Raw genomic sequence first — 20,196 nt, forward strand, 5'->3', positions numbered from 1 at the left:
ACAGCCCCACGCCCCACCCCCCTTGGAGGAGACATATGACCAGCACTGTCGAATCAGCCGGCGAGACCCCCGCCGAAGTCCCGTACTTCCCGATGGACCGGGCGGCCGGCTGCCCGTTCGACCCGCCCCCCGCCGCCGTCGCCCAGCGGAAGGAAGCGCCGCTCACCAAGGTCCGGATGTGGGACGACAGCACCCCCTGGCTGGTCACCGGGTACGCCGAAGGGCGCGCCCTGCTCGCCGATCCCCGGGTCAGCGCCGACATCACCCGGCCCGGCTACCCGCTCCAGGCACCGCTCCCTCCCGGCGGCCCGTCGGTCAGCTTCATCCTGATGGACGACCCCGAGCACGCCCGTCTGCGGCGCATGGTGACGGCGCCCTTCGCCATCAAGCGCGTGGCAGCGCTGCGACCGGCCGTCCAGCAGATCGTCGACGAACTGATCGACGACATGCTGGCCGGTCCGAAACCGGTGGACCTGGTGGAGGCGTTCGCCCTGCCGATGCCCTCGCTGGTCATCTGCCGGCTGCTCGGAGTCGCCTACAGCGACCACGACTTCTTCCAGGCCAACAGCAAGATCCTCATCAAGCGGGACAACGACCCGCAGGAGCGGAGCGACGCCTTCGGCGCGCTGATCGGCTATCTGGACGACCTCATGGGCGAGAAGCTCGCAGCTCCGGCCGACGACCTGCTGTCCGGCCTGGCCGGGCGGGTGAAAGCGGGGGAGCTGACCCGGAACGAAGCGGCCCAGATGGGCGTACTGCTGCTGATCGCCGGACACGAGACCACCGCGAACATGATCGCGCTCGGTACGCTCGCGCTGCTCGAACACCCCGCCCAGCTCGACCTTCTGCGTGACTCCGACGATCCCAAGCTGGTCGCCTCGGCCGTCGAGGAACTGTTGCGCTACCTCAACATCGTCCACAACGGCCGCCGCCGGGTCGCGCTCGAAGACATCGACATCGCCGGTCGCCATGTCCGCGCCGGCGACGGGCTGGTCATCGCCAACGACATCGGCAACCGCGACCCGGACGTCTTCCCGGAACCCGACCGCCTCGACATCGAGCGCGACGCCCGGCACCACGTGGCCTTCGGCTTCGGCGTCCACCAGTGCCTGGGCCAGCCGCTGGCCCGGCTGGAACTCCAGATCGTCTACAGCACCCTGTACCGGCGCATCCCCACGCTGAGGCTGGCGTCCGACATCGAGCAGATCCCGTTCAAGCACGACGGCGGCGTGTACGGGGTCTACCAGCTCCCCGTCACCTGGTGACCCGACCCCGACCCCGACCGAACCGACCCCGACCGAACCGACTCCGACCGAACCGGCCCGACGACCGACCGGGTCCGACTACCGCCCCCACTGAAGGAGCCCTCATGAAGATCACCCTCGACCAGGACAAGTGTGTCGCGTCCGGACAGTGCGTGGTCGCCGCGGCGGAGGTGTTCGACCAGCGCGACGAGGACGGCATCGCCGTACTCCTCGACGCCGAGCCGACGGCCGATCAGGCCGCCGACTCCCGCCACGCCGCGTCCGTCTGTCCGGCGCTCGCCATTCACATCGAGGAATGAGCGCCGTCCGTGTCAGTCGGACGGAGTGAGCGCGGTGATCCTGCGGGTCTTCAGATCCGACTGGACCTTGATCTCGCTGATCCCGGGGTTCGCTCCGTCGCTCCAGGTCAGCGTGACCAGTGAGGTGGCGTGCCCCGCGCCCGAACCGGTGTAGGTGACCTTCCACTTCACCGGTACGTTCTGCGCGAAGAGGATCCCGTCGGCGTGCTCCTTCGCCTCGAACGCCGCGACCTTCTTCTGTGCGGCGGTGCTCAGGTAGAACTTCTTGAGCGCCTTGGCGTTGGCGCTCGCCGTCGGGTCCTCCAGGTCGTACACGGAGTCGATGTACGAGCCGTAGAAGTTGGCGACGCGCCCGGTGACGTCGCGCGGGTCTCCCTGCGCGGGCGCGGCGGGGGCCGAGACGCCGCGCCACGGTGCGGCGACGGTCCCGGCCGGACCGGTCGCGCCGGCCAGGGCCGGGGTGATCGCGACCAGCGAGAGTGCGGAGGCGATGCCCGCGGTGGCGACGAGCGCCGTGCGAATTCGAGTGCGAGAGCGAGTGCGAGTGCGCATGAGAATGTGCCTTCCCCGTAGTTCGGCTCCGCGACATGGTCTCGTTCCGGTCTGTCGCGGCGCCCTTTGGTCACGGCCTAAGACTGCCTCGGCAATGAAACAGTTCCCTCAATTCCCGCGCTTTTCCCAGTTGAATTGAAGGGGGTCCGAAAGGCCGGATGGTTGTAGGGCGCCGAGGAAAATAACGGCAAATTCCCTGGCCCGTACACGCGCGGTACCGACCGGAGGTCATTCACTCGAATGGCCCAGTTCGGCTGGTCGTGGGAGCAAGGGCGGCGGATTGTCGGCCCCATGCCGGAGTGGTCCGGAGAGCGGGCCACGCACTCGGCCGAGGAGGCTCTCATGGCACAGACCGCGACCCCTTCGGGGGCACATCAGACACCGCGTCGCAAAGGCCACGGCGGGACTACGTGGGCGACGGGCGGGGCGATGTTCGCCGGGGTCCTGCTGTTCGTGGACGGCGTGCTGGGCGTCCTGAACGGCGTCGTCGCGCTCGCACGGGACAACGTGTTCACGCTCAATGGCAGCTACACCTACCAGTTCACCCTGACCTCATGGGGCTGGATCCATCTGGTGGTGGGCGCGGTCCTCGTCCTCACCGGGCTGGGCATCATCAGCGGTGCGCCCTGGGCGCGGGTGCTGGGTGTGGGCGTGGCGGCCATCAGTGTCGTCGCGAACTTCATGTGGTTGCCCTACCAGCCCGTGTGGGCGGTCATCACCATCGCGATCGGCGTCTTCGTCATCTGGTCACTGCTGACCGACCGCACACGGCCGACGCGGTAGTCACGTACGGTGAGCGGCCGGGACTCCCCGGCCGCTCACCGTCGCTCCGTCGCCGGTCAGGAGTTCGGGCGGCGGGCCTCGGTGTCCCGCTCCGCGTTCTTCTCCTTGATGCGCGCCGCTTCCTTCCGCACCTCGGCCTGGGTGGCGCGCTCCCGCCGCAGCCATGAGGGAAACTCCTCCTTGAGCGCGTCGATCTGCTCAGTCGTGAGGGCGTCCGTGACGCCGCCACGGGCGAGGCCCGCGATCGAGACGCCCAACTTGGCGGCGACCACCGGCCGGGGATGCGGCCCGTCGCGCCGCAGCTCCAGCAGCCACTCGGGAGGATCGGCCTGGAGCGCGCTCAACTCGTTGCGCGAGACGACACCCTCCTGGAAATCGGCTGGGGTGGCCTCGAGGTACACACCCAGTTTCTTCGCCGCCGTGGCGGGTTTCATCGTCTGGGTGGTCTGGTGCGACGTCATGGTGCCCAGACTATCTAGCGCGTGCGGGGCCTCCGACCACGACCGGTAGCCTGGCCGTGTGACTGGCTCGGAGGTACCCCTCGCGTCCCCCACGTTCCGGCTCGCCTACGTGCCGGGGGTGATCCCCTCCAAGTGGGTGCGGATCTGGAACGAGCGGCTGCCCGACATCCCGCTGACCCTCACCGGGGTGCCCGCCGCCGACGTGGCCGACACGCTGCGCGCGGGCGACGCCGACGCGGCATTCGTACGGCTGCCGGTCGACCGGAACGACCTCAGCGCGATCCCGCTCTACACCGAGACGACGGTGGTCCTCGTCCCGAAGGACCACCTCGTGGCCGCCGTCGACGAGGTCTCCGCCGCCGATCTGGCCGACGACATCGTGCTGCACCCCCTCGACGACACCCTCGACTGGGAGGGGGGCCTGCCCGGCCGGCCCGCGAACGAGCGGCCGGCCACGACGGCGGACGCGGTCGAGCTGGTGGCTGCGGGCGTGGGTCTGCTCGTCGTACCGCAGTCGCTCGCCCGCCTGCACCACCGCAAGGACCTCACCTACCGGCCGGTTTCCGGCGTCCCCGAGTCGCGCATCGCGCTGTCGTGGCCGGAGGAGGCGACCACCGACCTGGTCGAGGAGTTCATCGGGATCGTCCGGGGGCGCACCGTCAACAGCTCACGGGGCCGGAGCCCGGCCCCGGCGCGGGAGAAGCCCGCGCCGAAGGCCAAGGCCAGGGCGGCGCCCAAGCGCGCCGTCGGCGGGTCGACGGGCAAGAATCCCCGCGGTAAGCCCCGGAGCGGCGGTTCGGGCGGCGCGAAGAGCGGCAGGCGCGGCAAACCGGGCCGCCGTTCCTGACATACCCGGTTCCTGACGCACCAGGTCCTACGCACCCGGTTCCTGACGCACCCGCGGTACCGGGGGTCCGTCAGTGATCCCTTTCGACGAGCCTCGCGAGATTGTCCAGCGACATGCGCGTGCCCATCTCGTTGTCGGCCACCGGCACCGCGTCCGGGACCCCCGCGTGCACGATGAGGACCTCCGTACCACCGTCGACGTCCGAGAGCGTCGTCGTCATGGTCATGATGCCCCGCATCGCGGGATCGGCGGTCTCGAACTCGATCACCTCCACGACCTGTTCGTCCGGCACGAGCCGCTCGAAGTGCCCGTGGTACGTGTCGGTCCGCGCACCTGACTTCCCGGTGTCCGTCGGCGCCTCGTAGATGAGCGAGATACGGAACCGCCCGCCCTCACGGCTGTCGAATTCGTGCACCTCGGTGCTCATCCCCTCGGGTGCCCGCCATTTCGCGACCGAGTCGGGGTCCAGCAGCGCGCGGTAGACGGCGGTACGCGGGGCCCGTACACGCCGGGAGACCTGAGTCGAGTACATGCGGAGAATCTAGCTCCGGCTCACGGCCGCCGTACGCGCGTCGCGTTCGTGGCCCGGCCGTCCCAGGACAGTGTGTCGCTCCGGTGGAGTTCGAAGAGGAGCCAGCCCAACGAGACCGCGGCCAGCAGGAAGTACGCGAACCGGTTGGTGACACCGTCCCAGAGCGCGTGCAGGGCGACCGCGAACACGAAGGTGACCACGAGCCGCGCGGTGGCCGCGAGCGACCACCGCGCCGCCACGGCCGCCCACAGCGCTCCGCAGATGAGTCCGGTCCACGCCATGTGCGCGGCGGGCGAGGTCAGTCCGCGCAGGAACAGGGTCTGCTCGACGTCCCCGATGTTCCCCTGGGACGCCAGCAGCGCGGTGAACGCGTACCCCATGGTCTCCAGCGCGGCGAACCCCATGCCCGCCGCGACCCCGATCAGCAGCCCGTCCCCGACACGTACGGTCCCGCGCTGCCACTGCCACACCAGGATCAGCACCGGGACGATGAGCTTGCACGACTCCTCGATCAGGCCGATGCCGATCAGGGACGTCGTGCCCAGGCCGCGGAGGGTGTCGAACTCCAGCCGTCCGGCGGCCACGATCCCGACCACGCCGCCGAACAGCGCCGCGATCCCCAGCACGAACGGCCCGATCCGCCACTCGCCCGTGCGCCCCGCCACGAAGGTGAGGAAGGAGAGAGGGACGACGACCGCGCCCAACAGGATCATGGACGGTACGTAGTTGACGTTGCCGGTGTCGATCAGCGTGCCCTGCACGAGGAAGTACAGCCCCAGCCCGACGGCCAGAACGGGCAGCCACGCCCACTTGCGCATGGTCGTCGGCATCCCACAACACCTCGGTCTCACGTCGACGGCGGTCGGGCCACCGCAGCGTAAGCCGGACCGGGTCGTGCGAGGGGGCAGCGACCCGCGGCTTACGGGATGCGCGCCACGCCCGCGTAGATGCCGCTCATCTCGTCCGTGGGCGCGTCCGTGTCCTTGAACCAGGCGGGCGCCGTCACCAGTCCGGGCTGGATCAGCTCCAGCCCCTCGAAGAAGCGGCCCACCCCGCCGTGGGTACGGAATCCCAGCGTGATGCCGCCCTTCGCGTACTCCGCGACGACCTTGTCCGACAGCTCCGGCACCAGGTCCGACGCCGCGTGGGACAGCACCAGATGGCTGCCCGACGGCAGCACGTCCACCAGGCTGGAGACGATGTCGTACGGGCCCTGGTCGTCGGGGACGAAGTGCATGAGCGCGATGAGGGACAGCGCGATCGGCCGCTCGAAGTCCAGGGTGGCGCGGGCGTACTGCAGTATTTCCTCCGGCTTTCGCACATCGGCCTGGATGTAGTCGGTCGTGCCTTCGGGCGTGCTGACGAGCAGGGCCTCGGCGTGCCGCAGCACGATGGGATCGTTGTCGGCGTAGACGATCCGCGCCGTCGGCGCGATCGCCTGCACGATCTGGTGCAGGTTCGGCTCGGTCGGGATGCCGGTGCCTATGTCCAGGAACTGGGTGACGCCGGTGCCGGCCAGCCAGGCGGCGGCGCGGTGCATGAACGCCCGGTTCTGGCGGGCACCGTCCCTCGACTCGGCCGGCAGTCGCTCGCCCACCTGACGGTCGACCTCGTAGTTGTCCTTGCCGCCGAGCAGCCAGTCGTAGACCCGTGCGGGGTGCGGCTTGCTGGTGTCGACCTGAGGTTTGGGTGTCCCTGCCGTCATACGAAACTCCGATGGGTGCGTGGCGGTGCGACGGAAGGTGGCACGACGCGTTCGGGCGCCGTCACGGGCGTGCCCGGGCGTCACCGGCCGTCCGGTGAAGTCTGCCACAGCGCAGGCGAGTTGATCAGTTCGCGATGCGCCGGGGCCACGCTCCGACCGCCTCAGCCCATCGGCAGACCCAGGCCGTAGAACGTGACCCGGTAGGCGCCCATGTCCCCGGCCTCGGAGCCGATGAGCAGGTCCTCGGGCGACTCCACACCCATCGCGCGGGCCGTCGCCACGATCGTCTCGGCGAGCGCCTGGCCGTCGGGCCGGCCCGGACCGCCCGCGTCGATGCGCAGGCGCGGGTGGTTGGGGTCGGGCCAGGGCCGGCCGGTCGTCGGGTACGTCGCCGCCGTACCCCAGCCCAGCGCGGACGGGTCGACGGACTCGTCCGCGAAGGAGGCGAGCATCAGCCGGTCGCCGCAGTCGATGTCGAAGAGGATCGGCGCGCCCTTCCCCTTGATCCGGCCGTAGATCGGCATCCACATCGGGGTCCGCAGCGCCGTCGTCTCGGCAGGCAGCGTCGTCAGGAAGGCGGCGAGCGATCGGGTCATCGTCTCCCAGCTCCGGGCCCGCCAGCCACCGGGGAAGGTCAGGCCGCCGTTCGACCCGTCGGGCCGGAAGCCGAAGAAGCCCGTGATCCCGAGCTCGTCGCCGTTTCCCTGGCGTACGAACCAGCTCTCGGCCGGGTCGGTGGGCAGAAGGACCAGCTCGGGCCCCGTCGGTCCCGCGCGCAGTTCGAGCGTGTCGGACTCGCCACGCCAGCGCAGATACGGGGAGCCCCAGCTGGGCACGGTGCGGAGGAACGGCGCCAGCCTCCCGTGCACACCCATGATCGACGCCTCGCCGAGCGCGGCGGTCAGCTCGTCCTTGGCCAGCCGGAAGGCCTCCGCCTGGGAGGCCGGGTCCGGGGCGGTGTGCCGTACGGGGACGGCCAGTTCGACGTACGCCTCCCCGCCCACGTGCCGCTCCTCGAACTTCCCGACGGGCCGCAGCCGCGCGTCGCCGGTGGAGCGGCCGGTGACCACGCCGGGACTGCCGCTCCAGCCCCAGCCGAGCCGGACGACCAGCGCCCGTGTCGCGTCCGACGTCCAGCCGCCGGTGTCCGCCGCGCGGAGGCGGACCGACAGGGCCGCGATCGTCTCGTCCGTAGCGCTCTGTCGCGGTGCGTTGGCCCGTTGTTCGGTCATACGACCGATCTTGCCGTACTCACCGGCCGTTCTCCGCCGAGAGTTGCGGAGTTGGGACATCCATTACGGACCGGGCGGCGGCCGGGCGTCAGTTGACGTGCTCCGGGTCGGGACCGGTGCGCTCGTTCCGGTTGAGGGCCGAGATCTCGGCGATGTCGCCCTCGCTCAACTCGAAGTCGAACAGGGCGAAGTTCTCCTCGACGCGCTCGCGGGTCACCGACTTCGGGAAGACGATGTCCCCGCGCTGGAGGGCCCAGCGGAGGGTCACCTGCGCGGGGGTCCGGCCGACCGCGTTGGCGATGCCGACGATGATCGGGTCGTTCAGCACCTTGCCCTTGGCGATGGGGGACCACGCCTCGGTGGCGATGTCGTGCTCCCGGTCGAACGCCCTGACCTCGTCCTGGGTCAGATACGGGTGCGCCTCGATCTGGTTGACGGCGGGCACGACGACGGAGCCCTCCAGGAGGCGGCGCAGATGGTGCGGCTGGAAGTTGGAGACGCCGATGGCCCTGACCCGCCCGGACCGGTAGATCTCCTCCAGCGCCTTCCACGTCTCGACGAACTTCCCGGTGGCGGGCAGCGGCCAGTGGATGAGGAAGAGGTCGAGATGGGCCAGTCCGAGGTCCGCGAGGCTCTGCTCGAACGCGGCGTGCGCGGCGGCGGGCTCGTGGAAGGGGTTGTTCAGCTTGCTGGTCACGAAGATGTCGTCCCGGTCGAGCCCGGAGTCGCGGACCGCCTGGCCGACCTCCTTCTCGTTGCCGTACATCTGCGCGGTGTCGATGTGCCGGTAGCCGATCTCCAGCGCGGTCAGTGTCGCCGCCCGGGTGTCGGCCGGCGGGATCTGGAAGGTGCCGAAACCGAGCTGGGGGATCTTCACCCCGTTGTTGAGCGTGATGTCGGGGACCGCGTTCATGGTGGCTCCTTGATGTGCCGCTTCGACAGGGGTGCGTGGGGTGAGGGGGCTGTGCACAGGGCCGTCTTCCCGATCATATTGCCGGTAAAACTGCTCAATACGGCAAATGCTCCAGCCGTCTCCTCGCGTGGATCGCGTCCGACGGCGCGTCAGACCGCGCGGTTACGGCAGGGTGCCTTTCTCCTTACCGAGGGGTTACGCGAGCAACCTTCCGGATGCCCAACCCGTCATGCACGGCATGAAGATCTCATTTCTTATACACAACGCGTATGGGATAGGAGGGACGATCACGACCACGTTCAACTTGGCCCGCGCGCTGGCCGATCGGCACGATGTGGAGATCATCTCGGCTCTCCGGCACCGGGAGCGGCCGAATCTCAACCTCGATCCGCGCGTACGCCTGCGGCCCCTGGTCGATCTGCGGCACGAGCAGAGCGACCCGCGGCATCTGACACCGGCGAAGATCTTCCCCTCGTCCGAGTACCGCTACCGGCAGTACAGCGCGCTCACCGACGAGCGCATCGGCGAGGCGCTGGCGTCGCTCGACGCCGATGTCGCCGTGGGCACCCGGCCCGGCCTCAACGTGCACCTCGCCCTCCAGGCACCCGCCCGCACGGTGCGCGTCGGGCAGGAGCACCTCACGCTGAACAACCACCCGCCGCGCCTGCGCAACGCGCTGCGCCGGGTCTATCCGCGCCTGGACGCGCTCACCCCCGTCACGGAGGCCGACGCCGCCGCCTACCGGCGCAAGATGCGACTGCCGGGCGTCCGGGTGCAGGCGCTCCCCAACAGCGTCCCGGCCCCGGCCCTTCCGCCGGCGGACGGCACCGAGCGCGTCGTGATCGCGGCCGGACGGCTGGTACCGGTGAAACGATTCGACCTGCTGATCGAGGCCTTCGCCACCGTCGCCGCCGAGCGGCCCGACTGGCAGCTGCGGATCTACGGCAAGGGTGAGGAGCGGGAGCGGCTGCGCGCGCTCATCGACCGGCTGGGCCTGCACAACAACGTCTTCCTGATGGGCGCCGTGACCCCGATGGAAGCCGAGTGGGTCAAGGCCTCGATCGGGGCGGCGACATCGAACTTCGAGCCGTTCGGCATGACCATCGTCGAGGCGATGCGCTGTGGACTGCCCGTCGTGAGCACCGACTGCGAGTACGGCCCCGGCGAGATCATCGCCCCCGGCGAGGACGGCAGGCTGGTCCCCGTCGGAGACCGGGACGCGCTGGCCGGCGCCCTGCTGGATCTCGTACGCGACGACGAACTGCGCCGCCGGATGGGCCGCGCCGCACTGCACAACTCCCGGCGCTACGCCCCCGGCCCCGTGGTGGCCCAGGCCGAGCAGCTGTTCGAGGAGCTGGTGGCGGCCCGGGGCGCCGGCGGGCCGTCGGCGCGCGCGACGGACCACGCACTGGTGAGCGGCGGTTACGCGGCGAAGGACACCGCGCTCGTCGCGGCCAGCAGTGTCCTGAGGACCGTACGGAAGGCACGGGGATGAGCGGCGACGACAGCACGAACGCACCGGCCGGGAACGCAACGGGCACGAATGGGCCGGGCACGAACGGACCGGCGGTGAACGGACCGTTGGAGAAGCCGCGCGCGGACACGACCGTGGACGAGGAAGGGCGCTTCGTCGTACGCGTACGACTGCCGCTGCCCGATTCCGCGCGCCCCCGGCTGCTGCTCCAGCTGCGCCCGAAGAAGGGGCGGTCGGAGGAGCTCGGCCGCGTCGTCGCGCTGGAGCCCGACGGGAAGGACGAGTGGCGGGCTGTCCTGGAGACGGCACCCGCCCTGGCGGAGGGCCGCTGGGACGCGTACGTCGTGGGCGTGCCGGGCGAGGAGCGCACACCGCTGCTGCCCGGCCTTCGCGATCTGCGCGCGCTGGTGTCCGGTGGCCGCGACGGCGTGGTGACGCCGCTGGCGGTCCGGATCCCGTACGCCACCAAGGACGGCCGTCTCGCCGTACGGGCCTGGCTGCGGGCCTCGCACGCGGAGGCCGGCCGGATCGTCTTCTCGGGCCGGTCGATGACCGTGCGGGCGCGGCTGTTCGGGCCCCGTCCGGGGGAGGGCGCGGCGGCGCTGCTGTACCGACGGGGTCAGGCCGGCGTCGTACGGGAGATCGCGCTACGGCCCGAGGGGGGCCAGGACTTCTCCTTCACCGTCGACTACCAGGAGCTCCTGGCGGAAGGCGGACGGCCCGCAGCCGGGGCGGCGCCGGTGATCTGGGACGTGTACGTCCGCCCCGCGACGGGCGCGTCCCGGATCCGGGTGGCCCGGCTGCTGGACGATGTCGCGGACCGCAAGACGGTCTTCGTCTACCCGGCCGCCACCCTCGGCGGGGTGACGGCGCGTCCGTACTACACGGTCGACAACGACCTCTCCGTGGAGATCGCTCCGCCGCCCGCCCGGTGAACATCGGCGCGCGGCACCGAAGTTGACGAACCATCAGAAATACGTCAGCCCGCGGCACGCAGCGCCCTCGACACCAGGGTCTTCGCCTCTTCCTGGACCTCGCTCAGGTGCTTGGGGCCCTGGAAGCTCTCCGCGTACACCTTGTACACGTCCTCGGTGCCCGACGGCCGCGCGGCGAACCAGGCGCTGTCCGTGCACACCTTCAGGCCGCCGATCGCCGCGCCGTTGCCGGGCGCCTCGGTGAGGACCGCGGTGATCGGCTCGCCCGCCAGGGAGTCGGCGGTGACCTGGTCGGCCGAGAGCTTCGCGAGGACCGCCTTCTCCTGGCGGGTCGCGGGGGCGTCCACGCGGGCGTAGGCCGGGTCGCCGAAGCGGTCGGTGAGCGCCGCGTAGTGCTGGGACGGGGTGGAGCCCGTGACGGCGGTGATCTCGGAGGCCAGCAGGGCGAGCAGGATGCCGTCCTTGTCGGTGGTCCACACCCGTCCGTCGCGGCGCAGGAACGAGGCACCGGCGCTTTCCTCGCCGCCGAAGCCCAGACTGCCGTCGTACAGACCGTCGACGAACCACTTGAATCCCACCGGCACCTCCACGAGCGTGCGCCCGAGGTCGGCGGCGACCCGGTCGATCATCGAGGAGGAGACCAGCGTCTTGCCGATCCCGGTGCCGGCCGGCCAGCCGTCGCGGTGCGCGTAGAGGTACTGGATGGCCACGGCCAGATAGTGGTTGGGGTTCATCAGACCGCCGTCCGGCGTGACGATGCCGTGCCGGTCGGCGTCGGCGTCGTTGCCGGTCGCGATGGTGTACTCGTCGCGCCGCGCGATCAGCGAGGCCATCGCGTGCGGCGACGAGCAGTCCATCCGGATCTTGCCGTCCCAGTCCAGCGTCATGAACCGCCACGTCGGGTCGGCGAGCGGGTTCACCACCGTGAGGTCGAGCCGGTGCCGTTCGGCGATCCGGCCCCAGTACCCGACCGAGGCGCCGCCGAGCGGGTCCGCGCCGATCCGGATCCCGGCGTCGCGCACCGCGTCCAGATTCAGGACGGACGGCAGGTCGTCCACGTACCGGCCCAGGAAGTCGTGCCGCCCCGTGGTGTCGGCGGCCAGCGCCCGCGCGTACGGAATCCGGCGGACCTCTCCCAGGCCCGCCTCGATCAGGGCGTTGGCGCGGTCCTGGATCCAGGAGGTGGCGTCCGAACCGGCGGGGCCGCCGTTGGGCGGGTTGTACTTGAAGCCGCCGTCGGCCGGCGGGTTGTGCGACGGCGTGACCACGATGCCGTCGGCGAGGCCGGTGGCGCGGTCCTGGTTGTACGTCAGGATCGCGTGCGAGACGGCCGGGGTGGGTGTGTAGCCGTCGTCCGAGTCGATCAGGACGGTGGCGCCGTTGGCGGCCAGCACCTCCAGCGCGGTGACCCGGGCCGGCTCGGACAGGGCGTGGGTGTCGACGCCCAGGAACACCGGCCCGTCGGTGCCCTGGCGGGTCCGGTAGTCGCAGATGGCCTGGGTGGTGGCGGCGATGTGGTCCTCGTTGAAGGCCGCCACGAAGGCGGAGCCGCGGTGCCCCGACGTACCGAAGGTGACCCGCTGCGCGGGCTCGGCCGGATCCGGGTGCAGCGTGTAATAGGCCGTCACCAGCCGGGCCACGTCCACCAGATCTCCGGGCTGCGCCTGCTGCCCGGCCCTGTCGTGCACCATCGGCGAACTCCAATCGTGTCGGTCGGCCGCCGCCCGGGGCGTCGAGCCCGTGGTCCTGGCGCTACGTAACCCTATGAGGTGAGGCCGCGCCAGTGGGCGCCGCGGTCCCCGCGCGCGGCCAGTGCTCCAGCAGGACATGGAGCGCTTCGACGGTCCGCTCCCAGGAGGCCCGGACGTCGCGGTCGGCCCCGAATCCGCCGTTGGCCTCCAGCGTGCTGAAGCCGTGGAAGGTGCTGCGCAGCAGCCGTACGGCGTCGGTCAGGTCCGGCTCGGTGAGGCCGTACGCCCGGAGCATCCCGTACGTCATCTCGATGGTGCGCAGATACGACGGGGGAGTGGCCGTGATCGCCGGGTCGACGCGCATCTGTGTGGCCGCGTACAGGCCGGGGCGCTCCAGTGCGAACGCCCGGTACGCGTCGGCGAACGCGACGAGCGAGTCCTTGCCGGCCCGGCCCGCCACCGCGGCGGCGACGCGCTCGGCGAACTCGTCCACCGCCAGCAGCGCGATCCTCGTCCGCAGGTCCGCCGCGTTCCTGAGGTGGGCGTAGAGGCTCGCGTCCTTCACGTCGAAGCGCCGGGCGAGCGCGGCCACCGTGACGTTCTCGAAGCCGACCTCGTCCGCGAGGACGCCCGCCGCCTCCGTCAACCGGTCGACCGTCAGTCGTACGCGCGCCATGGGCGCCACCTCCTGTGCTCGGCCGGTGCTCGGCGTCGTCCGGCGTCGTCCGGCGTGGCTCCACCTCAGCACACTCGGCCGCCTAGAAGTAATAATTGTTTGCCTAATATGATTAGGCACTGTTAGCGTCGGAATCATGAAAGCCGTGACCGAACAGGACATCCGTACATCGTTCGTCAATTGCACCAAGGGCGAGGCGGCGCGGCTTCCGCTGCCGCGCGAACTCGCCGACCACCCCTGGGAAGACCTGGACTTCCTGGGGTGGCTCGACCTCTCGGCGCCCGACCGCGGCTATCTCGTCACCGAAAGGGACGGGGCGCTCGTCGGCGTGACGCTGCGTTATCCGTCGCGGCGCCGTGGATTTCTGCACCGCAGCATGTGTTCCCTCTGTCTGACCACCCACCCGGGCAGCGGTGTGTCGCTGATGACCGCCCGGAAGCGTGGCAGGGCGGGCCGGGACGGGAATTCGGTCGGGCTGTACATGTGCACCGACCTCGCCTGCTCCCTCTACGTACGCGGAAAGAAGGCCGCGGCGCCCGGCGGACGGATGCAGGAGAGCCTGACCGTGGAGCAGCAGATCGAGCGCACCCGGGCGAATCTCCACGCCTTCCTCGACCAGCTCGTTTCCTGAAGGGCCGGTCCGCGCCGAAGGCATACGCTCGAACGCGTTCCGGACATCGAACGCGCCTCGCAGGGGTGGACCGCGGCGCCGTACGCAGAGGAGGCCCGACGTGACCACTTCGCCACCCGGGGACGAGCCCTTCGACGTGGACCGCGCCCTTCAGGACGCCCTGGACCGGCTGACGATCGTGGCCAACGCGTCCGAGGCGCTGTCCAGCACGCTCGACCTGGAACAGGGGCTGCGCCGGCTGTGCAGGGTGCTGGTCCCCGCACTCGCCGACTGGTGCGCGATCGACCTGGTCGAGAACGAGGGGCAGCTGCGTCGCGCGGTGGTGGAGCACCGCGAGCCCGATGTGCTGCCCTCCGGATTCCTGGAGGCGCTGATGCCGCCGGCCGGCGAATCCTCCCAGGCCCCGCTGGCGCGGGCCCTGCGGGGCGCCGGGCCCCTGCGTCTCGCGGACTTCCCCGCCCCGGACGAGGGCGCCGACGCGCTGCACCGCGTCGAGCTGCGGACCTTCGAGCAACTGGGCGCGCACCGCGCCGTACTGGTCCCCCTGCGCGCCCGCCACCAAGTGCTCGGCGTGCTGACCCTGGTGCGCACCGGCCCGGAAGGGCTCGACGACGAGGACCGGCTGCCGCTGATCGAGGACCTGGCCCACCGCATCGCCATGGCCGTGGACAGCGCGAGGCTGCACGGCCAGATCGCCCATACGGCCGAACGGCTCCAGCGTTCTCTGCTGCCCGACCTGCCCCACGGCGGCCCGCTGGAGATCGCGGCACGGTACGACCCCGCGCGGGCGAGCGCGGAGGTCGGCGGCGACTGGTACGACGCGTTCCTGCTCCCCGACGGTGCCCTCAGCCTGATCATCGGTGACGTCACCGGCCACGATCTCAAGGCCGCGGTGGCCATGAGCCAGATGCGCAACATGCTGCGGGGCATCGCCTGCGACCGTAAGGAACCACCGGGCAAGATCCTGGCCCGGCTGGACGCCGCGAACGAGATCCTCTACCCGTGGCAGACCCTCACCTGTCTCTACGGCCTGCTCGCCAAGCCCGAACCGGACAGCCCCTGGATCTTCGAGTACGCCGTCGCCGGGCACCCCGCCCCGCTGCTGATCACCCGCGACGGCGACACCCGTTTTCTGGAGGAGGGCCGGAGCATCCTGCTCGGCGTGGTGCCCGAGACGATCCGCCCCGACGCCACCGAAACCCTGCCACCGGGATCGACGGTCCTGCTGTACACCGACGGGCTGATCGAGCGCCGCAGCGAGACGTTCGACGACGGTATGACGCGGCTGCGCCGACACGCCGCCGCGCTGGCCCGTGCCCCGCTGGAGACCTTCTGCGACGAACTGGTGGTGGCGCTCGGTGACGCCGGTACGGACGACATCGCACTGATCGCGGTACGCATCCCGCCCGGCATCGAGCCGTACACCGCCACCGCCGAATGAGCGAAGGGCTGTCCGCCCGCCGAGGGATTTCCCCGTAATTCCTCCAAGCTTCCTTCCTGGATTCCTTCAGGATTCCCGCCGGGTTCTTCCAGGTTTTCCCATGCCGGACGGAGACCGCGCGGCGAATGTTCCCGAGGACCGGTCCGTCCGACCGCCCTACGATTGCCGGGAAAGCAGCTCCCTTCCACGCAGAAGGTGCACCGCATGACGAAACTCGGCCTCCCGGACAGCATCCAGGCCTGCCTGTTCGACCTCGACGGTGTCATCACCAAGACGGCCGTCGTGCACGCGGCGGCCTGGAAAGAGACGTTCGACGAGTTCCTGCGGGAGCGTGACGGGGATCAGTTCCGCCCGTTCGACGCCGTCGCGGACTACAGCCAATTCGTCGACGGGCTGCCCCGCGCCGACGGCGTACGGGCCTTTCTCGCCTCGCGCGGCATCAAGATTCCCGAAGGCGCCCCTGACGACCCGCCCGACCGGGCCACCGTCCAGGGCCTCGGCAACCGCAAGAACGACCGGCTGCTGAAGAGGATCAAGGCCGGCGGCGTCGAGCCGTACGAGGGTTCGCTGCGCTACATCCGGGCCGTCCGGGCGGGCGGGCTGCGCACCGCCGTCGTCTCCTCCAGCACCAACTGCCGCGACATCCTCCGGGCCATCGACGCCGAACCCCTCTTCGACACCCGTGTCGACGGCGTCGTGGCGGCGGAGCGCGGACTGCCCGGCAAGCCCGACCCCGCCCCCTTCCTCGCGGCGGCGGAGGACCTGGGCATCGAGGCGTCGGCCGCCGCCGTGTTCGAGGACGCGCTCGCGGGCATGGAGGCGGGCCGCGCCGGACACTTCGGGTACGTCGTCGGCGTCGACCGGGTCGGCCAGGCCGAAGCGCTGCGGTCCCACGGCGCCGACACCGTCGTCACGGACCTGGCGGACCTGGCGGACCTCGCCGGCCCCGGCGAACCCGGCCGCCCCGCCGACCGGGAGCCGCAGGCATGATCACCGACCTGATGTACGCCGTGGAGCCCTGGTCCCTGCGCGAGACGGAACTCAACCTCGACGTGCTGCCGCAGAGCGAATCGGTCTTCGCGCTCTCCAACGGCCACATCGGATGGCGCGGCAACCTCGACGAGGGAGAACCGCACGGCCTGCCGGGCTCGTACCTCAACGGCGTCCACGAACTGCACCCCCTGCCGTACGCCGAGGCCGGCTACGGCTACCCGGAGTCCGGCCAGACCGTCATCAACGTCACCAACGGCAAGATCATCCGGCTGCTGGTCGACGACGAGCCGTTCGACCTGCGCTACGGGCAACTGCGCTCCCACGAACGCGTGCTCGACCTGCGGACCGGCCTGCTGCACCGTACCTGCGAGTGGACCTCGCCGGCCGGCAACACCGTACGGGTGCGCTCCACCCGGCTCGTGTCCTTCACCCAGCGAGCCATCGCCGCGGTCTCTTTCGAGGTCGAGGCGGTCGACTCCGAGGTGCGCATCGTGATCCAGTCGGAGCTGGTGGCCAACGAGCAACTGCCCGGCGCCGCGACCGACCCCCGGGCCGCCGTCGCGCTGGAGTCGCCGCTCCAGGCGGAGGAGACGTTCGCCTCCGGGAACCGGCTGCGGCTGGTGCACTCCACCCGCCGCAGCGGCCTGCGCGTCGGCGCGGCGGCGGACCATGTCGTGTCCGGACCCGAGCCGACCACGACGGAGTGCGAGTCCGACGACGACATCGCCCGGCTGACCGTCACCTCCGTCCTGACCCCCGGCAAGAGCCTGCGCCTGGACAAGCTCGTGGCGTACGGCTGGTCCAGCACCCGGTCGCTGCCCGCCATCGGCGACCAGGTGGACGCGGCTCTCGCCGGCGCCGCGAGTGTCGGCTGGACGGGCCTCGTCGAGGAACAGCGCACCTACCTCGACGCCTTCTGGCGGTGCGCCGATGTGGAGGTGGAGGGCGACGAGGGGATCCAGCAGGCCGTGCGCTTCGCCCTCTTCCACGTTCTGCAGGCCGGCGCCCGCGCCGAGCAACGCGGCATCCCCGCCAAGGGGTTGACCGGCTCCGGCTACGACGGGCACGCCTTCTGGGACACCGAGGCGTTCGTCCTGCCGTTGCTCACGTACACCTCACCGGACGCGGTGTCACAGGCGCTGCGCTGGCGCCAGAGCACCCTGCCGGCCGCGCGTGAGCGCGCGAAGCAACTCGGTTTGCGGGGAGCGGCGTTCCCCTGGCGGACCATCGATGGTTCCGAGTGCTCGGCCTACTGGCCGGCCGGCGCGGCGGCCTTCCATGTGAACGCCGGGATCGCCGACGCGGTGGTGGGGTACCTGTCCGCCACCCACGACGAGGAGTTCGAGCGTGACTGCGCCGTCGAACTGCTCGTGGAGACGGCGCGGTTGTGGCGATCCCTAGGTCACCACGACCACCACGGCGTCTTCCACATCGACGGTGTCACCGGCCCCGACGAGTACAGCGCCGTCGTGGACGACAACACGTACACGAACCTGATGGCCCGGACGAATCTGCTGGCGGCGGCCGGCATCGTGGAGCGGCACGCCGACCGGGCGGCCGAACTCGGCGTGGACGACGAGGAGAGCGCGACGTGGCGGGACGCCGCCGACGCCATGAACATCCCCTACAACAGCGAGCTGCGGGTGCATGAGCAGGACGCCGGATTCACCGGGCACCAGCAGTGGGACTTCGAGGGCACCCGGCCCGACCAGTACCCGCTCCTGCTCCACTTCCCCTACTTCGACATCTACCGCAAGCAGGTCATCAAACAGGCGGACCTGGTCCTGGCCATGGTCAAGTGCGGCTCCTACTTCGACGCCGACCACAAGGCGCGCAACTTCGCCTACTACGAGCCCCTCACCGTCCGCGACTCCTCGCTGTCGGCCTGCTGCCAGGCGGTCATCGCGGTGGAGACGGGGCACATGCGCCTCGCCTACGACTATCTTACCGAGGCGGCGCAGATCGACCTGGAGGACCTGGAGCACAACACCAGGGACGGCCTGCACATCGCCTCGCTCGCGGGCGCCTGGATGGTTCTGGTGGGCGGCTTCGGGGGGATGAGGCACGGCTGGGACAGGCTGGATTTCGCGCCCCGGCTGCCGGAGGAGATCAGCCGGCTCGCCTTCACGATGCAGTTCCGGGGCCGCCACCTCCGCGTCGAGATCACCCCGACGACCGCCACGTACACCCTTCCCACCGGTGACCCGCTGGAGATCCACCACTACGGCGAACTCGTCACCGTCCAGGGGGGAGTGACCGAGGCCCGCGCCATCCCGACCGTCATCGCCCCGCCGACGCCGGACTACCCGCCGGGGCGCCGGCCGAACGCGGCCGGGCACCGCCGCGGACGTTGACCGGCGAGGGCGGGGCGGCAGCCGTCCGGCCCTCGCTGCCGACCCCGTTCGGCAGGATCCACCGGCGGTCCGGCGCACCGGTCGGCGGCACGGCCGCAGGCTCCGCCGTCAACTGGTCGCCGCTGCTGCCGCTTCCGGTGCTCCTCCTGGTGGGAGTGGCGATGGCCCCGCGTATCCGCGGCCGGGACCCGGCGCGCTGCGAGTCGCTCGGCGTGGAGGACGTCGAGGGCTGACGAACGGGCGTCCGACTCCCGGATTCTGCTGCGAGTGATCGCCAACTCCAGGCAGACTCATGCGTGTTCAGTGGCCGCCACGCGCACGACATGGCTGACATGCGTGCCGTGGACGGTCCGGCCCTGCCCGCTCCCCACCGCGGGTTCGACCAGGAGGACGCAGTTGAAGAAGAGTTGGCCCTCGGCCAAGCGAACAGGCTCGTCGCGGCGGCTCGGGAGGATGTCCCTCACGAGTCTCGTCGGAGCCGTAGCACTGGTGGTGGCCTCCCCGGCCACCGCCCACGCCGACCCCCCAAGGGCACTCCCGGGTAACGCCAACGGGCAGGAGCGGTCGTTCCAGCCCGCCTACGACTACGACCGTGACGGCTGCTACGCCAGCCCCGCCATCGGCCCCGACGGCACCATCGCCCCGGGTCTGGGAATGGGCGGCGACGTCAACGGCAACTGCCGTGACCTGTCCGACCTGGAGAACACCAACAGCTACTCGCGCGAGAAGTGCAACAACGGGTGGTGCGCGATCATGTACGCGTCCTACTTCGAGAAGGACCAGGTGTCGCTCGGCGGCGGTAGCGCCGGACACCGCCACGACTGGGAGCACATCGTGGTGTGGGTGAAGGACAACAACGTCGAGTACGTGTCGACCTCCGCCCACGGCGGGTTCCAGATCCACAACCGCTCCCAGATCCAGTTCGACGGCAGCCACGCCAAGGTCGTCTACCACAAGGACGGGGGCAGTACGCACACCTTCCGGTCCGCGAGCACAGGTGACGAGCCGCCGGAGAACCACAAGGGAACGTGGCAGTACCCGACGCTCGTCGGCTGGGAGGGCTACCCCGCCGGTCTGCGCGACAAGCTGAGCGGGGCCGACTTCGGCAGCGCGACGCTCGGTATCAAGGACAGCACATTCAACTCGCACCTCACCAGGGCCAAGCCGGGCGGCATCCCGTTCGACCCGAACGCCTGACAGGCGGTGGCGGGGCGGCGTCCCTCGGGCCGCCGCCCCGCCGCTCGTCCTGACGTGCCGTCAGCAGAGTCTGCCCCCAGGTGGGTTGGGCGCGCCATCGAGCCGACGCGCGGCCCCATATACAGACGGCCACCTTGTTGTATCGATAAATGTACGACCGATCGTGCGTGTGATGTGGGGTTCGCGGGGCCGGGGTGTCGGCGAGCCGGAGTTCA

The 20,196-nt window shown here is 70.6% G+C and carries 21 protein-coding genes; 12 read left to right on the top strand and 9 right to left on the bottom strand.

Going from position 1 to position 20,196, the window contains the following annotated elements; all coding sequences use genetic code 11:
• The first annotated feature begins 35 nt into the window (after positions 1–35).
• Both P3L51_RS04075 and P3L51_RS04080 read left to right on the top strand, forming a co-directional pair.
• Complete coding sequence (locus tag P3L51_RS04075; protein WP_354603637.1) at positions 36–1,265, top strand: cytochrome P450; 1,230 nt, start codon at positions 36–38, stop codon at positions 1,263–1,265.
• Between the two features lie 104 nt (positions 1,266–1,369).
• A complete protein-coding gene (locus tag P3L51_RS04080; RefSeq protein WP_354603638.1) occupies positions 1,370–1,564 on the top strand; it encodes a ferredoxin in 195 nt (64 codons plus the stop codon).
• Positions 1,565–1,576: 12 nt separating this feature from the next.
• Here P3L51_RS04080 and P3L51_RS04085 read toward each other — a convergent pair whose 3' ends face one another.
• A complete protein-coding gene (locus tag P3L51_RS04085) occupies positions 1,577–2,116 on the bottom strand; it encodes a hypothetical protein (RefSeq protein ID WP_354603639.1) in 540 nt (179 codons plus the stop codon).
• Between the two features lie 342 nt (positions 2,117–2,458).
• Here P3L51_RS04085 and P3L51_RS04090 point away from each other — a divergent pair, with 342 nt between their 5' ends.
• A complete protein-coding gene (locus P3L51_RS04090; RefSeq protein ID WP_354603640.1) occupies positions 2,459–2,899 on the top strand; it encodes a DUF7144 family membrane protein in 441 nt (146 codons plus the stop codon).
• Between the two features lie 56 nt (positions 2,900–2,955).
• Here P3L51_RS04090 and P3L51_RS04095 read toward each other — a convergent pair whose 3' ends face one another.
• Positions 2,956–3,360: a DUF5997 family protein gene (locus P3L51_RS04095; protein WP_354603641.1), complete on the bottom strand. Its 405-nt coding sequence runs from the start codon at positions 3,358–3,360 to the stop codon at positions 2,956–2,958.
• A 58-nt stretch (positions 3,361–3,418) separates the two neighbouring features.
• On the opposite strand from P3L51_RS04095, the gene P3L51_RS04100 reads away from it, so the two are divergent.
• Complete coding sequence (locus tag P3L51_RS04100) at positions 3,419–4,207, top strand: LysR family substrate-binding domain-containing protein (RefSeq protein ID WP_354603642.1); 789 nt, start codon at positions 3,419–3,421, stop codon at positions 4,205–4,207.
• A 70-nt stretch (positions 4,208–4,277) separates the two neighbouring features.
• Here P3L51_RS04100 and P3L51_RS04105 read toward each other — a convergent pair whose 3' ends face one another.
• The 5 genes from P3L51_RS04105 to P3L51_RS04125 all read right to left on the bottom strand — a co-directional run bounded on the left by P3L51_RS04105 (position 4,278) and on the right by P3L51_RS04125 (position 8,589).
• Positions 4,278–4,739, bottom strand: a complete 462-nt coding sequence (locus tag P3L51_RS04105) for an SRPBCC family protein (protein WP_354603643.1) — start codon at positions 4,737–4,739, stop codon at positions 4,278–4,280.
• A 20-nt stretch (positions 4,740–4,759) separates the two neighbouring features.
• Positions 4,760–5,569: a PrsW family intramembrane metalloprotease gene (locus P3L51_RS04110; RefSeq protein ID WP_354603644.1), complete on the bottom strand. Its 810-nt coding sequence runs from the start codon at positions 5,567–5,569 to the stop codon at positions 4,760–4,762.
• A gap of 89 nt (positions 5,570–5,658) precedes the next feature.
• Positions 5,659–6,444: an SAM-dependent methyltransferase gene (locus P3L51_RS04115; RefSeq protein WP_354603645.1), complete on the bottom strand. Its 786-nt coding sequence runs from the start codon at positions 6,442–6,444 to the stop codon at positions 5,659–5,661.
• A 161-nt stretch (positions 6,445–6,605) separates the two neighbouring features.
• The gene (locus tag P3L51_RS04120) at positions 6,606–7,676 is read right to left on the bottom strand and encodes a hypothetical protein (protein WP_354603646.1); all 1,071 of its coding nucleotides are present in this window, start codon (positions 7,674–7,676) and stop codon (positions 6,606–6,608) included.
• Between the two features lie 88 nt (positions 7,677–7,764).
• Positions 7,765–8,589 (bottom strand): aldo/keto reductase, encoded by an 825-nt coding sequence (locus P3L51_RS04125; RefSeq protein WP_354603647.1) that lies wholly within the window; start codon positions 8,587–8,589, stop codon positions 7,765–7,767.
• 238 nt (positions 8,590–8,827) lie between these two features.
• Here P3L51_RS04125 and P3L51_RS04130 point away from each other — a divergent pair, with 238 nt between their 5' ends.
• Positions 8,828–10,084, top strand: coding sequence for a glycosyltransferase family 4 protein (locus tag P3L51_RS04130; protein WP_354603648.1), 1,257 nt, complete (start codon positions 8,828–8,830; stop codon positions 10,082–10,084).
• 74 nt (positions 10,085–10,158) lie between these two features.
• Positions 10,159–10,998 carry a hypothetical protein gene (locus P3L51_RS04135; RefSeq protein WP_354603649.1) on the top strand — a complete coding sequence of 280 codons (840 nt, stop codon included), beginning with the start codon at positions 10,159–10,161 and terminating at the stop codon, positions 10,996–10,998.
• A gap of 44 nt (positions 10,999–11,042) precedes the next feature.
• On the opposite strand, the gene pgm is transcribed toward P3L51_RS04135, so the two are convergent.
• Both pgm and P3L51_RS04145 read right to left on the bottom strand, forming a co-directional pair.
• Positions 11,043–12,689: a phosphoglucomutase (alpha-D-glucose-1,6-bisphosphate-dependent) gene (pgm, locus tag P3L51_RS04140; protein ID WP_354603650.1), complete on the bottom strand. Its 1,647-nt coding sequence runs from the start codon at positions 12,687–12,689 to the stop codon at positions 11,043–11,045.
• A 61-nt stretch (positions 12,690–12,750) separates the two neighbouring features.
• Positions 12,751–13,365: a TetR/AcrR family transcriptional regulator gene (locus tag P3L51_RS04145; protein WP_354603651.1), complete on the bottom strand. Its 615-nt coding sequence runs from the start codon at positions 13,363–13,365 to the stop codon at positions 12,751–12,753.
• 136 nt (positions 13,366–13,501) lie between these two features.
• On the opposite strand from P3L51_RS04145, the gene P3L51_RS04150 reads away from it, so the two are divergent.
• The 6 genes from P3L51_RS04150 (at position 13,502) to P3L51_RS04175 (ending at position 19,981) form a co-directional block, all read left to right on the top strand.
• Complete coding sequence (locus tag P3L51_RS04150; RefSeq protein ID WP_354603652.1) at positions 13,502–13,996, top strand: FBP domain-containing protein; 495 nt, start codon at positions 13,502–13,504, stop codon at positions 13,994–13,996.
• 100 nt (positions 13,997–14,096) lie between these two features.
• Positions 14,097–15,437 (top strand): PP2C family protein-serine/threonine phosphatase, encoded by a 1,341-nt coding sequence (locus P3L51_RS04155; RefSeq protein ID WP_354603653.1) that lies wholly within the window; start codon positions 14,097–14,099, stop codon positions 15,435–15,437.
• Between the two features lie 204 nt (positions 15,438–15,641).
• Positions 15,642–16,427: an HAD family hydrolase gene (locus tag P3L51_RS04160; protein ID WP_354603654.1), complete on the top strand. Its 786-nt coding sequence runs from the start codon at positions 15,642–15,644 to the stop codon at positions 16,425–16,427.
• Positions 16,424–18,784, top strand: coding sequence for a glycoside hydrolase family 65 protein (locus tag P3L51_RS04165; RefSeq protein ID WP_354603655.1), 2,361 nt, complete (start codon positions 16,424–16,426; stop codon positions 18,782–18,784). Before P3L51_RS04160 ends, P3L51_RS04165 begins: the two co-directional genes overlap by 4 nt.
• Entirely contained in the window at positions 18,781–19,017 is a 237-nt protein-coding gene (locus tag P3L51_RS04170; protein ID WP_354603656.1) for a hypothetical protein, read from the top strand. Before P3L51_RS04165 ends, P3L51_RS04170 begins: the two co-directional genes overlap by 4 nt.
• A 220-nt stretch (positions 19,018–19,237) precedes the next feature.
• Complete coding sequence (locus P3L51_RS04175; protein WP_354603657.1) at positions 19,238–19,981, top strand: NPP1 family protein; 744 nt, start codon at positions 19,238–19,240, stop codon at positions 19,979–19,981.
• Positions 19,982–20,196: the final 215 nt, after the last annotated feature.

Origin of the sequence: Streptomyces panacea, from assembly GCF_040560175.1 — a bacterium.
Taxonomy (GTDB): Bacteria; Actinomycetota; Actinomycetes; order Streptomycetales; family Streptomycetaceae; genus Streptomyces; species Streptomyces panacea.